Annotated in this window: 14 protein-coding genes and 1 pseudogene; 12 read left to right on the forward strand and 3 right to left on the reverse strand. The window is 64.9% G+C overall.

Annotated elements, in window-relative coordinates; genetic code table 11:
• The 3 genes from AAG813_RS19410 to AAG813_RS19420 form a co-directional block, all read right to left on the reverse strand.
• A partial coding sequence (locus tag AAG813_RS19410; protein ID WP_341917707.1) for a TRAP transporter substrate-binding protein occupies positions 1–770 on the reverse strand: 770 nt, incomplete at its 3' end.
• Between the two features lie 14 nt (positions 771–784).
• Entirely contained in the window at positions 785–1561 is a 777-nt protein-coding gene (locus AAG813_RS19415) for a putative hydro-lyase (RefSeq protein WP_341917728.1), read from the reverse strand.
• Positions 1562–1737: 176 nt separating this feature from the next.
• Positions 1738–2649 carry a LysR family transcriptional regulator gene (locus tag AAG813_RS19420; RefSeq protein ID WP_341917709.1) on the reverse strand — a complete coding sequence of 304 codons (912 nt, stop codon included), beginning with the start codon at positions 2647–2649 and terminating at the stop codon, positions 1738–1740.
• A gap of 113 nt (positions 2650–2762) precedes the next feature.
• Here AAG813_RS19420 and AAG813_RS19425 point away from each other — a divergent pair, with 113 nt between their 5' ends.
• From AAG813_RS19425 to AAG813_RS19480, 12 genes and pseudogenes are all read left to right on the forward strand, one after another.
• Positions 2763–3728, forward strand: a complete 966-nt coding sequence (locus AAG813_RS19425; RefSeq protein WP_341917710.1) for a TRAP transporter substrate-binding protein — start codon at positions 2763–2765, stop codon at positions 3726–3728.
• Positions 3729–3736: 8 nt separating this feature from the next.
• The gene (locus AAG813_RS19430; RefSeq protein WP_341917712.1) at positions 3737–4246 is read left to right on the forward strand and encodes a TRAP transporter small permease; all 510 of its coding nucleotides are present in this window, start codon (positions 3737–3739) and stop codon (positions 4244–4246) included.
• Between the two features lie 7 nt (positions 4247–4253).
• The gene (locus AAG813_RS19435) at positions 4254–5555 is read left to right on the forward strand and encodes a TRAP transporter large permease subunit (RefSeq protein ID WP_341917714.1); all 1302 of its coding nucleotides are present in this window, start codon (positions 4254–4256) and stop codon (positions 5553–5555) included.
• Between the two features lie 94 nt (positions 5556–5649).
• Entirely contained in the window at positions 5650–8676 is a 3027-nt protein-coding gene (locus tag AAG813_RS19440) for a monovalent cation/H+ antiporter subunit A (protein ID WP_341917715.1), read from the forward strand.
• A complete protein-coding gene (locus AAG813_RS19445; RefSeq protein ID WP_341917716.1) occupies positions 8676–9056 on the forward strand; it encodes a Na+/H+ antiporter subunit C in 381 nt (126 codons plus the stop codon). The genes AAG813_RS19440 and AAG813_RS19445 overlap by 1 nt, the downstream gene beginning before the upstream one ends.
• Positions 9053–10750, forward strand: a complete 1698-nt coding sequence (locus AAG813_RS19450; RefSeq protein WP_341917718.1) for a monovalent cation/H+ antiporter subunit D — start codon at positions 9053–9055, stop codon at positions 10748–10750. Before AAG813_RS19445 ends, AAG813_RS19450 begins: the two co-directional genes overlap by 4 nt.
• Positions 10750–11241, forward strand: coding sequence for a Na+/H+ antiporter subunit E (locus tag AAG813_RS19455; protein WP_341917730.1), 492 nt, complete (start codon positions 10750–10752; stop codon positions 11239–11241). Before AAG813_RS19450 ends, AAG813_RS19455 begins: the two co-directional genes overlap by 1 nt.
• A complete protein-coding gene (locus AAG813_RS19460) occupies positions 11238–11516 on the forward strand; it encodes a K+/H+ antiporter subunit F (RefSeq protein ID WP_341917721.1) in 279 nt (92 codons plus the stop codon). The genes AAG813_RS19455 and AAG813_RS19460 overlap by 4 nt, the downstream gene beginning before the upstream one ends.
• Positions 11513–11881, forward strand: a complete 369-nt coding sequence (gene mnhG / locus AAG813_RS19465) for a monovalent cation/H(+) antiporter subunit G (protein WP_341917723.1) — start codon at positions 11513–11515, stop codon at positions 11879–11881. Before AAG813_RS19460 ends, mnhG begins: the two co-directional genes overlap by 4 nt.
• Positions 11882–11904: 23 nt before the next feature.
• A complete protein-coding gene (gene crcB / locus AAG813_RS19470; RefSeq protein ID WP_341917724.1) occupies positions 11905–12291 on the forward strand; it encodes a fluoride efflux transporter CrcB in 387 nt (128 codons plus the stop codon).
• 164 nt (positions 12292–12455) lie between these two features.
• The gene (locus tag AAG813_RS19475) at positions 12456–13058 is read left to right on the forward strand and encodes a thermostable hemolysin (RefSeq protein WP_341917726.1); all 603 of its coding nucleotides are present in this window, start codon (positions 12456–12458) and stop codon (positions 13056–13058) included.
• Positions 13055–13249, forward strand: a pseudogene (locus AAG813_RS19480) (long-chain acyl-CoA synthetase); the annotation flags it as partial. The gene AAG813_RS19475 and the pseudogene AAG813_RS19480, both read left to right, overlap by 4 nt.

Genomic DNA, 13249 nt, shown 5'->3' on the forward strand with positions numbered 1-13249 from the left:
GAGGTTTTTGTTTTTACACCCAAAAGCAAGGCCTCCTGGGTGGGCTTGTCGAGTGCGTCGAACGCCTTCTGGCTCACCACCGTGGCGTTGCGCGGCAACCAGGCGCTGACGGGGTAGAAATACTTGACCTGTTCATGCAGCTTGCTCTCGATGCCGCTGGCGCTGGACGTCAGGAAGTTCTGCACACCACCGGTGGCCAGCGCCTGGCCGAGTTCGGCCAGCTGGATGGTGACTGGCTGGGCCTTGAGCAGTTGCGCGATGCGTGTAGTCGCCGGGTTGTAGGCACGCATCTTGGTGCCGGCAAAGTCGGCCGGCGTGGCGACCGGCTTGAGCGAATACAGCGACTGGCCGGGCCAGGGCACCGTGAACAGCACCTTCACGCCCTGTGAAGCCAGCAACTTGTCCTGCGCCGGCCTGGCCGCCAGGTACAGGCGTTTGGCCTCACCATAACTGGTGGCCAGGAAAGGAATGGAGTCCACCCCGAACAGCGGGTTTTCATTGGCCGCGCCCGACAGGATGAACTCTGCTGCCTGGACCTGGCCGGTCTGCACCGCGCGCTTGATCTCGTTGGCCTTGTACAGCGAGCCGCCCGGATGCAGCGTGATCTTGAGCTTCCCGCCGGTGAGCTGGTCCACCTCGTTGGCGAACTGCTGCACGTTCTGGGTCTGGAAGCTGTTGGCGCTGTAACCGGTGGGCAGATCCCACTTGGTCTGCGCCGAAACGGTAGCGGTTACCGCGAGGGCGGACAGACAGAAAATAAATTTTTTCATGGATGGCTCCTTGGTTAAAAACTGGCAAGCTGGTTGTTGAAAAGGTCGGTAATCAGCATCGCGCCAGGGGCGTGGGTGATGCAGAACTCGGGACGTGCCTGCTGGATGGCCGCTTGTGGTGTGACGCCGCAGGCCCAGAAGACCGGCAATTCGTCGGACATCACTTCCACCGCATCGCCGTAATCCGGCATGGACAGGTCGGTGATGCCGATCAGCGATGGATCGCCGATATGAACGGGCGCGCCATGCACATTCGGAAAGCGTGAGGTGACCTGCACGGCCCGAATGGCCGCAGCGGCCTTCAACGGCCGCATCGACACCACCAGCGGGCCCTTGAACGGCCCGGCCGCTTCGGTGGCGATGCTGGTGCGAAACATGGCCACGTTCCTGCCCTGTTCCACATGGCGCAGCTTCAGGCCGGCCTCCATCAGTGCCTGCTCAAAACTGAAGGAGCAGCCGATCACAAAAGTCACCAGGTCCTTGCGCCACAGGGCGCTGATGTCCGTGGGCTCGTCCACCAGCTCGCCATGGCGCCACACGCGGTAACGCGGCAGGTCGGTGCAGATGTCGATGTCCGCACCCAGAGCCGGAAGGGCCGCCTGGCCCGGTTCCGACACGGCCAGCAGGGGACAGGGTTTGGGGTTGCGCTGGCAATAGCGCAGGAAGTCGCCGGCTTCGGCCGCAGGGAGGATCACCACATTGCCCTGAACATGGTCGCTCGCCAGGCCGCTCGTGTGCGATGCCCAACGGCCCTGCCGGATGAGACCGCGAACATGCGCCGCATGGTTGATGCCGCCTGCGCCGAAAACCGAGAGTGCCGATTCAGTCGATGTGCTCACCAGAAAATTCCCCGTTTGCGTATGTCACTTTCATGACGATGGGCGAATTGTGTGAGCGTCGGCAACCTTCAGCAAATTCAAAATATTTCGCTTACATCATCGATTTTTTCGATGATAAGGGTTTACCTTTACAGGGCTTTTTGACGCCCTTTTGGTGCATTCTTTCGGCCGCTGGCGAAGGCGACAGCCGACTGCACCACGGTTTCCACGGTTTTCGAACTGGGGTCTGTGCGGTAGCTGGCATGAATGGGCAGCGACTGCAATTTTGCGTCGCAGGTCAACGGTTTCAGGCGCGCAAAACCGGTCAGCCGCTCGACTGCAGCACGCGGGAGCAAGGCCACCCCGAAGCCGCCCTGGACCAGTTGAACCATGGCGGAAATCGAGGAAATCGCATGCACCTTTTTGGGCTCCATGCGGTGCGTCCTGAACAGGTCAAGCAGGGTGACATGCGGTTGGGAGCCCTTCTGGAAGGTCAATAGTTCCATGCCGGCGAGCTCGTCAAGTCTGTAATTTCTTTTCTTGTGCAGGTCCGGGTGGCCCACAAACACCATGTCCATGGTCGGCAGGGCATGGTTTCGCACGCCTTCGGCTGAGGCTGGCAACACAGCAAAAACCAGGTCCAGTGTCCCGCGCTGCATCTGGTCAATCAGGATGGGCGTGGTTTCCACGGTCAGCTCCAGCTCCAGGCCGGGATAGTCAGCTCGCAGTTTTTCGAGCCAGGGAATCAGCCACGAATGCAGCACCGATTCGATGGCGCCTATGCGCATGGAAACCGCCATGGTCTGCCCCGACCCCATCTCGGCCTTGACCTCACGCTGCAGCGCCAGCAGTTTTTCTGCGTATTGCAGGAACCGCGCACCTGCGCCTGTCAGCTTGAACTGCTTGTCGCGGCGGTCCAGCAGCAAAACGCCCAATTCATCTTCCAGCGTAGCGATGCGGCTGGACATCGCGGACTGCGTCAGGTACAGCTTTTCAGCGGCCCGGGAAATGCTTTTAAGCGAGGCCACCCAGTAAAAGGCTTCAACAAAGCGGAGGTTCATGGCGAGGGTGCCCCGGAGGGCTGTCAGGATTTTGGGGTATGCCCGGGGAAACTGGCGCGGGATTTGCGTCTATCCTATCCATACTTATCAACTTCCATTGTCCTGGAGCTTTCATGAAATTCAAACTCGCACTGATGGCCACCCTCCTGAGTGTCGGCAGCGCCGTATCCGCCCAGACCAAGTGGGACCTGCCCGCAGGTTACCCGGCGACCAACTTCCACAGCGAAAACCTGGTGCAGTTCGCCAACGACGTGGACAAGGCCAGCGGCGGCAAGCTCAAAATCACGGTGCATGCCAACGCCTCGCTGTTCAAGGCGCCCGAAATCAAGCGCGCTGTTCAGGGCGGCCAGGCTCAGGCTGGCGAAATCCTGCTGGCCAACTTCCAGAACGAATGGGCCATCTTCGGCACGGACGGCCTGCCCTTCCTGGCCGACGGCTACCCCAGCGCCATGAAGCTTTACCAGGCCCAGAAGCCGGCGCTGCAAAAGAAACTGGGCGAGCAGGGCATCCAGTTGCTGTATGCAGTGGCCTGGCCGCCCCAGGGCATCTACTCCAAGAAGCCGATCAACGCGGCGGCCGACCTCAAAGGCATCAAGTGGCGCGCCTACAGCCCCGCCACCGCACGTATCGCCGAACTCGTCGGTGCCCAGCCGGTGACAGTGCAGGCTGCCGAGTTCTCCCAGGCGCTGGCCACCGGCGTGGTCGAGTCCACCATGACCTCCGGCGCCACCGGCGTGGACAGCAAGCTGTATGAACACCTCAAGTACTACTACGACACCCAGGCCTGGTTGCCCAAGAATGCAGTGATCGTCAACAAGGCGGCATTCGACGCCCTGGACGCGGCCACCAAACAGGCGGTGCTCAAGGCAGCGGCCGACGCCGAAACACGCGGCTGGGCAGCCAGCCAGGCCGTCAACACCAAGACGCTGGAAACCCTCAAGGCCAACGGCATGCAGGTGCTGCCGCCATCGCCCGCGCTCAAGGCCGACATGAAGAAGGTTGGCGACGTGATGCTCAAGGAATGGCTGGACAAGGCCGGACCTGAAGGCCAGGCCATCGTTGACGCCTACCGCAAGTAACCGCCGACATGCGCAAGCTGCTTGACGGCATATACGACAGCGCCGCCGCCCTGGCGGCGCTTTTCATGGTGGGACTGCTGATCATGGTGCTGCTGTCCATCGTCAGCCGGCAGCTGCATTTTCATGTACCGGGCACCGATGCCTACGCCGGCTACCTGATGGCCGCCAGCGGTTTCCTCGCGCTCGCGCATACCCTTAAACGCGGCGAGCACATTCGCGTCACCCTGCTGCTCAATGCCATCAAAGGCCGCTGGAAAAAAGCGCTGGAACTCTGGGCCCTGGGGCTGGCCACGCTGCTGGCCCTGCTGTTTGCCGCCTACAGCTGCAAGCTGGCCTGGCAGTCGCGTATGTTCAACGACATCTCCACCGGCAGCGATGCCACGCCGCTGTGGATTCCGCAACTGGCCATGGCTTTGGGTGCAGTCATCCTGGTGGTGGCGTTCATCGACGAGCTGGTGCTCGAGATCCAGGGCCGACGGATCACCGTGACCAGCAGCGAAGCGCTGCGCAACGAATAAGGACCCCATGAACGACCTGACCATCATGGGCCTGCTGGTGCTGTCCCTCTTTTTCATCCTGGGCACCGGCGTCTGGATCGGACTGACCTTGTCGGGCGTGGCCTGGATAGGCATGCAGCTATTCACTTCGCGCGTGGCCGGCGACGCCATGGCCGTCACCATCTGGGGGTCCGCGTCAAGCTGGACGCTGACTGCCCTGCCCCTGTTCATCTGGATGGGAGAAATCCTGTTTCGGACACGGCTGTCGCAGGACATGTTCAAGGGCCTGGCGCCCTGGATGCAGGCCCTGCCGGGCCGGCTGCTGCACACCAACGTGGTGGGCTGCACGATTTTTGCGGCGGTGTCGGGCTCCAGCGCGGCCACCTGCGCCACCATCGGCAAGATGACCTTGCCCGAACTCAAGCGCCGCGGTTACCCCGAGCACATGATTGTCGGCACGCTGGCCGGCGCCAGCACCCTGGGCCTCTTGATCCCGCCGTCCATCATCATGATTGTGTATGGCGTCTCGGCCGAGGTGTCGATTGCCAGCCTGTTCATTGCAGGCGTGTTTCCCGGCATCATGCTGGCCTTGCTGTTTTCGGGCTACATCGTGGTCTGGGCCCTGCGCCATCCTGATCAGATCCCTCCGGCCGACGCCAAAACGACTTTTCTGCAAAAACTCTCGGCCTCACGCGCACTGATTCCCGTGGTGCTGCTGATCGCCGCGGTGCTGGGTTCCATCTACTCCGGCATCGCCACGGCCACCGAGGCGGCGGCCATCGGCGTGGTCGGTGCCCTGGTCATCTCTGCGCTGCAGGGCTCCATGAGCTGGGCCACCTTCCGCGAAGCCCTGATGGGCGCCACGCGCCTGTACTGCATGATCGCGCTGATCCTGGCCGGTGCGGCTTTCCTGACGCTGTCCATGGGCTACATCGGCCTGCCGCGCCACCTGGCCGAATGGATTGCCTCGCTGGGCCTGAGCCAGGGCCAGCTGATCCTGGCGCTGACCTTCTTCTTCATCGTGCTCGGCTGCTTTCTCGACGGCATCTCCATGGTCGTGCTGACCATGGGCGTGCTGATGCCGACCATCCAGAAAGCCGGCATCGACCCGATCTGGTTCGGCATCTTCATCGTGCTGGTCGTCGAGATGGCGCAGATCACACCGCCGGTCGGCTTCAACCTGTTTGTGCTGCAGGGCATGACCGGGCGTGAACTGCCCTGGATCGCCAAGGTCACCCTGCCGATGTTTTTCCTGATGTGTGCGGCCGTCGCCCTGGTCTACGTCTTTCCGGGCATCGTCACCTGGCTGCCGCAACAGATGAGCCGCTAGGGCAACAGGCCAGGCACCGGCCTGCCAAAGGCCTTGGACAGCGCAGAGGTTTTCCAGCGGCCTGTACCAGGGCCGCTCGATAGAATCAAGCGCGATGCCCCTCGTCCTGCTCCTCGCCCTTCCCTTCATTGCCAGCGTGCTGGCCGCCTTGTTGCCGGCCAACGCCCGCAACCGGGAATCGACGCTGGCAGGCCTGGTCGCCCTGGGCTGCGCGCTGCAGGCGGCCTGGCTGTTCCCGCAACTGGCCGGTGGCAATGTGATCCGCGAAGAGATCGAATGGGTGCCGGAACTCGGCCTGAACCTCGTGCTGCGCATGGACGGTTTTGCCTGGCTGTTCTGCATGCTGGTGCTGGGCATCGGTGCGCTGGTGGTGCTGTATGCGCGTTACTACATGTCCGCCTCGGACCCGGTGCCCCGCTTCTTCTCCTTCTTTCTGGCCTTCATGGGTTCCATGATCGGCGTCGTGCTCTCGGGCAACCTGGTGCAGATGGTGATGTTCTGGGAACTGACCAGCCTGTTTTCCTTTCTGCTGATCGGGTACTGGCACCACCGGCGTGACGCGCGGCGCGGCGCCCGCATGGCGCTGACGGTCACCGGCGCCGGCGGCCTGTGCCTGCTGGCCGGCGTGCTGGTGCTGGGACGCATCACCGGCACCTACGATCTGGACCTGGTGCTGGCCATGGGCGATGAGATCCGGGCGCATCCGCTGTACACCACGGTGCTGGTGCTGGTTCTGCTGGGTGCCTTCACCAAAAGCGCGCAGTTCCCGTTTCATTTCTGGCTGCCGCGCGCCATGGCCGCACCGACGCCGGTGTCGGCCTATCTGCATTCGGCCACCATGGTCAAGCTCGGTGTGTTCCTGATGGCGCGCCTGTGGCCGGTCCTCTCCGGCACCAGCGAGTGGTTCTGGCTGGTTGGCGGCGCCGGCGCCATCACGCTGCTGATGGGCGGCTTCATCGCCATGTTCCAGCGCGACCTCAAGGCGCTGCTGGCGTATTCGACGATTTCCCACCTCGGCCTGATCACCCTGCTGCTGGGGCTGAACAGCCCGCTGGCCGCGGTCGCCGCCGTCTTTCACATCATGAACCACGCGACCTTCAAGGCCTCGCTGTTCATGGCGGCCGGCATCATCGACCACGAAAGCGGCACGCGCGACATCCGCAAGCTCAGCGGCCTGATGCGGCTCATGCCCATCACCAGCACGCTGGCGGTGATTGCCAGCGCCTCGATGGCGGGCGTGCCGCTGCTCAACGGCTTTCTGTCCAAGGAAATGTTTTTCGCAGAAACCGTCTATATCCAGTCCACCGGGTGGCTCAACTGGGGCCTGCCCCTCATCGCCACGGTCGCGGGCGTGTTCAGCGTGGCCTATTCGGCGCGTTTTGTGTTCGACGTGTTTTTCGGCCCGCCCTGCGGACCCGAGGTGCCGAAAAAGCCCCATGAACCGCCGCACTGGATGCGCGTGCCAGTCGAGCTGCTGGTGCTGATATGTCTCGTGGTCGGGGTGGCGCCGCACTGGTCGGTCGGTCCGCTGCTGGCCGAGGCCGCGCGGCCGGTGGTCGGCGGCACGCTGCCGGTCTACAGCCTGGCGGTCTGGCACGGTTTCAACCTGCCGCTGCTGATGAGTTTTGTCGCGCTGGCCGGCGGCGCGGCGCTCTACCTGCTGCAACGCCGCGGCCGCGCGCTCGGCCATCTGACGCACACACCGCTGCTGCACCGTTTTGACGGCCAGCGCATCTTCGAGAACGTGCTGGCGCGGGTCAGCGAGGCCGGCCGGCGCAGCCGCTACCTGCTGGGCACGCGGCGCCTGCAGGCGCAGCTGCTGCTCCTGCTGCTGATTGCGCTCACCGGTGCCGCGGCTGCGCTCTGGCTGACACCGACCGAACGTGGCCAGCGCGAGCCGCTGGCTTTTTCACCGATGTTTGCCATGACCTGGGTCATAGGCGCGGTATGCGCCGTCGGTGCCGCCTGGCAGGCCAAGTTCCACCGCCTGGCAGCGCTGATGCTGGCCTCGGGCGCCGGCCTGGTGTGCTGCATCACCTACATCTGGTTTTCCGCGCCCGACCTGGCATTGACCCAGCTGGTGGTCGAAGCCGTCACCACGGTGCTGCTGCTGCTGGGCCTGCGCTGGCTGCCCATGCGTACGGTGGCAATCCAGCCCATGCAGGCCCGCCTGCAGCTGTGGGGCCGGCGCGGGCGCGACCTGGCCATCGCCGTTTTGGCCGGCGCCGGCATGGCGGCCCTGTCCTGGACGGTGATGACGCGGCGTTTCCCGGAAAGCATCTCCCCCTTCTTTCTCGACCGCGCGCTGAGCGAGGGCGGCGGCACCAATGTGGTCAACGTGATGCTGGTGGACTTCCGCGGCTTCGACACCTTCGGCGAAATCACCGTGCTCGGCGTGGTGGCCCTGACGGTGTACGCGCTGCTGCGCCGCTTCCGGCCCGCGATCGAGTCCATGGCCCTGCCCGCGCAACAGCGCGCGCAGGTCGACGACGGCAGCAGCGACCTGCTGAACCCGCGCCGCGCGGTGGACACCGCGGTCGGCTACCTGATGGTGCCCGCCGTGCTGGTGCGCCTGCTGCTGCCGGTGTCGGTGCTGGTGTCGGCGTATTTCTTCATGCGCGGCCACAATGCGCCGGGTGGCGGTTTTGTCGCCGGCCTGGTGATGTCGATCGCGCTGCTGCTGCAGTTCATCGTCTCCGGCACCGAGTGGGTGGAAGAACATCTGCGCATCTACCCGCGCCGCTGGATCGCCATCGGCCTGCTGCTGGCGCTGGCCACCGGCGGCGGCGCGGTGGTGCTGGGTTATCCCTTCATGACCACCCACACCGCCCACCTGCACCTGCCGCTGCTCGGCAGCCTGCATGTGCCCAGCGCGCTGTTTTTCGACCTGGGCGTTTTTTCAATCGTGCTGGGGTCCACCATGCTGATCCTCACTGCACTGTCGCACCAGTCGGTGCGCAGTCACCGCTGGGCCGAAGAACAAGAGGAAAAGCTCCCCCCCGTTGCGGACTCACTCCGTGTAGCCGCCTCCCCCCTCGAGGGGGCGACACCTGCGGACCGGCAAAGCCGGATCCGCGCTGTCACTGGCGAAGACGACGCAAACACGATGGAGAAGACCTGATGGAAATTGTTCTCGCCCTCGGCATCGGCGTGCTCACCAGCTCGGGGGTCTACCTGCTGCTGCGTCCGCGTACCTTCCAGGTCATCATGGGCCTGACGCTGATTTCGTACGCGGTCAACCTGTTCATCTTCAGCATGGGCCGGCTCAAGATCGACAGCGAGCCGGTGCTGGTGCCCGGCCTCAAGGCCACGCTGGCCAACACCGCCGACCCGATGCCGCAGGCGCTGGCGCTGACGGCCATCGTCATCGGTTTTGCGATGACGGCCCTGTTTCTGGTGGTGATGCTGGCCTCGCGCGGTCTGGCCGGCACCGACCATGTGGACGGCAAGGACGACGCGGTGGATGACACCAGCGTGCAGGTGAAGGGAGCGCCCGAATGAGCGGACTCCTGCACTGGCTGGACCGGCTGCTCGATGCCACCATGCCGCACCTGGTGGCCGTGCCCATCCTGGTTCCCATGCTGACGGCCGCGCTGATGCTGCTGCTGGGCGAACACCGGCGCCGCACCAAGGCCGCGCTGACCGTGGTCTCCGGCCTGATCGGTCTGCTGGCCGCGCTGGCCCTGCTGCGCTGGGTCAACGCGGTGGACACCGGCACCGGGCCCGGCTCCATCGGCGTTTACCTGCCGGGCAACTGGCGTGCGCCCTTCGGCATTGTGCTGGTGGCCGACCGGCTCTCCACGCTGATGGTGGCGCTGACCGGCGTGATCGCCTTCGCCGTGTCGATTTATTCGACCTCGCGCTGGGACCGCGCGGGTGTGCATTTCCACCCGCTGCTGCAGCTGCAGCTCATGGGCCTGAATGGCGCGTTCCTGACCGGCGACCTGTTCAACCTGTTCGTGTTTTTCGAGGTCATGCTGGCGGCCTCTTACGGCCTGCTGCTGCACGGCTCGGGTCGCTTGCGGGTCGGTGCAGGCCTGCACTACATCGCCATCAATCTGGCGGCCTCGTTCCTGTTTCTCGTGGGTGCGGCGCTGCTCTATGGCGTGACCGGCACGCTCAACATGGCCGACCTGGGCCTGCGCATCGCCCGGCTGGACCCGGCCGACCGTGGCCTGGTCCACGCGGCCGCGGCGATTCTCGCCACCGCCTTTTTTGCCAAGGCCGGCGCCTGGCCGCTGAACTTCTGGCTGGTGCCGGCCTACAGCGCGGCGGTGGCGCCCGTCAGCGCCGTGTTCGCGCTGCTGACCAAGCTCGGCATTTACACCGTGCTGCGCCTGTGGACCGTGCTGTTCGCGCCGGACACCGGCGCGTCGGCGCAGTTCGGCCAGGAGGTGCTGCTGGCCATCGGCCTGTCCACGCTGTTCGTCAGCGCGCTGGGCATCACCGGCACGCAGCGCCTGTCGCACCTGGCCGGGTACGCCGTGCTGATCTCGGCCGGCACCCTGCTGACCGCCATCGGCCTGGGCCAGCCGGCGGTCTGGGCCGGCGCACTGTATTACCTGCTCAGCTCGACGCTGGCTGCCAGCGCCTTCTTCCTGCTGATCGACATGATCGAGCGCTGGCGCAATGCCGGCGCCAGCATCGCCCCGCATGAAAAGGCAGGCAACGCGCCTTTTCTCTCGGAAGACCTGACCGCCATCGACAACGTGAACCTCGACGATGAACAGCAGGCGCTCTACGGCCGCGCGATCCCGGCCGGCATCGCCTTCCTCGGCCTGTCTTTTGTGGTCTGCACGCTGCTGCTGGCCGGCCTGCCGCCGCTGTCGGGCTTTCTCGGCAAGTTCGCGATGCTGTCGGCCCTGCTCGACACGCCGGTGATTTCACCGGCGAACTGGAGTTTTCTGGCGCTGCTGCTGCTGTCCGGCTTTCTGACGCTGGTCGCGCTGAGCCGCGCCGGCATCCGCTACTTCTGGACGCAGCCCGTGAGCAGCATGCCGGCCCTGCGTGCCCTCGAGGTGCTGCCGGTCGCCGCACTGCTGGCCGCCAGTGTTGCCCTGAGCATCGAGGCCGGCCCGGTCATGCACCACGCCAGTGACACCGCGCAAGGCCTGTTCAAACCCGCCGCCTACCGCAACGCCGTGATGGGCGCGCGGCCAGTCCCCAACCCGCCCGCAACCAAGGTCTCGCCATGATGCGGCGCTGGTTGCCTTCGCCACCGCTGTCGCTGGCGCTGTTTATCGTCTGGCTGTTGCTGAACCAGGCGCTCGATACCGGCACCTTGCTGATGGCGGCGTTTCTTGCCGTACTGGTGCCGCTGCTGACCCGCAGCCTGCGCCCTGCCAAGGTGCGCATGCGCAAACCCGGCGTCGCCCTGCGTCTGGTCGTGCGGGTGATGGGCGACCTCCTGCATTCGGCGCTGACGGTCGCCCGGCTGCTGCTGACGCGGCGCACGGCGCACATCGAGGCCCGCTTCGTGGAGATCCCGCTGCAGCTGCGCGACCCCAATGCACTGGCGATGCTGGCCATGATCTGCTGCCTGACACCCGGCACCGCCTGGGGAGAGCTGTCGTTTGACCGTTCCAGGCTGCTGCTGCACGTGTTTGACATGGAAGACAAGGCGGCTTTCATCACGCTGATCAAGACGCGTTATGAAGCCCCGTTGATGGAGATTTTCGAATCATGAGCGACTTTCTTTTTTGGGGACTCAAGCTGGCCCTCTTTCTGCTGGCTGTCGCCATGTTGTGCGCAGTCGCCCGGCTGCTGATCGGGCCGACCGCGCAGGACCGCGTGATGGCGCTGGACTGCCTCTACATCAACGGCATGCTGATGATGCTGGTGCTGGGCATTGTCTATGCCAGCAATGTCTATTTTGAAGCCGCCCTGCTGATCGCCCTGTTCGGGTTTGTCGGCTCCACCGTCATGGCCAAGTTCCTGCTGCGCGGCGAGGTGATCGAATGAGCACCGGACTGCCGCTGTGGGCCGAAGTCCTCACCGCTGTGTTCGCCGTGCTCGGTGCCGCCTTTGCGGCCATCGGCTCTTTCGGGCTGGTGCGGCTGCCGACCTTTTTCCACCGCATCCACGCGCCCACCCTGGGCGCGACGATCGGCGTGTGGTGCATCACCCTGGCGACCATCATCTACTTTTCGGTTCAGGGCGACAGCCTGTTCCTGCGCGCCGTGCTGATCACGCTGTTCGTCGCCCTGACGGCGCCCGTCACGACGATCTTCCTGATGCGCGCCACCCTGTTCCGCGAGCGGCAAAAAGGCGGTGCGGTGCCACCGGCCGCAACCTCGGCCCGGGCACCTGATCAGGGTAAGCTTTAACTTTCTTCACGATCGGGCGCGCCATGCATGTAGTCATCGCCATCTGTCTGGGTGCCAGCGTCGGTGCACTGGCCCGCTGGGGCCTGGCGCTGTGGCTGACGCCCGGCGGGCTCATTCCGTGGGGCACGCTGGCCGCCAACCTGATTGGCGGCTATTTGATCGGCATCTGCCTGGCCGTCTTCCAGTCCCTGCCACAGCTTGACCCGGTCTGGCGCCTGATGCTGGTGACCGGCTTTCTGGGCGGACTCACCACGTTTTCCTCGTTTTCAGCCGAAGTCGTCACTTTCCTGATGGAAGAGCGCTACGGCTTGGCGCTGGGCACGGCTGCGCTGCATGTGCTGGGCTCCCTGCTTTTGACCGTGGCGGGCATCAAGACCGCTCTGCTTCTGATAGCATTTCGCGCCCAGTAGACGGGGGCCAAGGCCACTTTTTACCTCAAACGACCGCGGGGAGACGGCAGGCCGGATCCTGGCTCCATACCCGATCAGCGCAGCCCTTTTTTCACACCCCGCCTTAAGGCGCGCTTAAGGCTTGCGTTCCTACACTTTGCAGAACTTATCCCTCAAGGATGCTCATGCAGACTGTGCAACGCAAGGTGTTTGAACCCCGCTCCCGCCCCATCACCGCCACCCACACCGTCGTCGGCTCACCGCGTCGGGAGGAAGCCGAAGCCTTCATCCGGACGGTTTTCGCGCGGCGCTACAACGCCCGCACGTCCTCCCTGGCCCCCAACCTCGCGCTGCTGGAGCAGGACGACCGCATCATCGCGGCGGCCGGCTGGCGTGGTGCCAGCACGGACAAGCTGTTTCTCGAACGCTACCTGGACACCCCGATTGAAGTCGCCATGGCGCAGCTGGCCGGCCAGAACGTCGTGCGCGAACGCATTGTCGAGGTCGGCAACCTCGCGGCCGACAAGCCCGGCGGCAGCATTCACGTCATCCTCACGCTGGGCCGGCACCTGCACCGCCTGGGCTTTGAATGGGTGGTGTTCACCGCCACCCAGGAGCTGATAGGAATCCTCACCAAGCTGGGCTTGCCCATGCTGGCCCTGGCCAAGGCCGACCCCGCCCGCCTGGGCGACGACGCCGCGGCCTGGGGCACGTATTACGACACCCAGCCCATCGTGGTGGCCGGCCGCATCCAGCTCGGGCTGGACCGTATGAGCCGGCAGGCATGAGCGCCGAACGCCTGTTAGCCGCGCTGGCCGCGCGCGCACCCGACGCCGCGGTGTTGCGTGGCGAGACCGAGAGCTGGCGCGCCGCCGACGTGCTGGACACCGTGGCGGCCCTCGCGATGCGTCTGTCCGGCCACCGCGTGCTGGCCGTGCTGGCCGACAACAGCCCGGCCTGGGTCATGGCCGATCTGGCC

This window comes from Polaromonas sp. YR568, assembly GCF_943371715.1.
Taxonomy (GTDB): domain Bacteria; phylum Pseudomonadota; class Gammaproteobacteria; order Burkholderiales; family Burkholderiaceae_C; genus Polaromonas.

Bases quoted from the DNA above. Each gene is read 5' to 3' on its own strand.
- AAG813_RS19420 (WP_341917709.1), bottom strand. From the start codon at position 2,649: ATGAACCTCCGCTTTGTTGAAGCCTTTTACTGGGTGGCCTCGCTTAAA.
- AAG813_RS19425 (WP_341917710.1), top strand. From the start codon at position 2,763: ATGAAATTCAAACTCGCACTGATGGCCACCCTCCTGAGTGTCGGCAGC.
- AAG813_RS19430 (WP_341917712.1), top strand. From the start codon at position 3,737: ATGCGCAAGCTGCTTGACGGCATATACGACAGCGCCGCCGCCCTGGCG.
- AAG813_RS19435 (WP_341917714.1), top strand. From the start codon at position 4,254: ATGAACGACCTGACCATCATGGGCCTGCTGGTGCTGTCCCTCTTTTTC.
- AAG813_RS19440 (WP_341917715.1), top strand. From the start codon at position 5,650: ATGCCCCTCGTCCTGCTCCTCGCCCTTCCCTTCATTGCCAGCGTGCTG.
- AAG813_RS19445 (WP_341917716.1), top strand. From the start codon at position 8,676: ATGGAAATTGTTCTCGCCCTCGGCATCGGCGTGCTCACCAGCTCGGGG.
- AAG813_RS19450 (WP_341917718.1), top strand. From the start codon at position 9,053: ATGAGCGGACTCCTGCACTGGCTGGACCGGCTGCTCGATGCCACCATG.
- AAG813_RS19455 (WP_341917730.1), top strand. From the start codon at position 10,750: ATGCGGCGCTGGTTGCCTTCGCCACCGCTGTCGCTGGCGCTGTTTATC.
- AAG813_RS19460 (WP_341917721.1), top strand. From the start codon at position 11,238: ATGAGCGACTTTCTTTTTTGGGGACTCAAGCTGGCCCTCTTTCTGCTG.
- mnhG (WP_341917723.1), top strand. From the start codon at position 11,513: ATGAGCACCGGACTGCCGCTGTGGGCCGAAGTCCTCACCGCTGTGTTC.
- crcB (WP_341917724.1), top strand. From the start codon at position 11,905: ATGCATGTAGTCATCGCCATCTGTCTGGGTGCCAGCGTCGGTGCACTG.
- AAG813_RS19475 (WP_341917726.1), top strand. From the start codon at position 12,456: ATGCAGACTGTGCAACGCAAGGTGTTTGAACCCCGCTCCCGCCCCATC.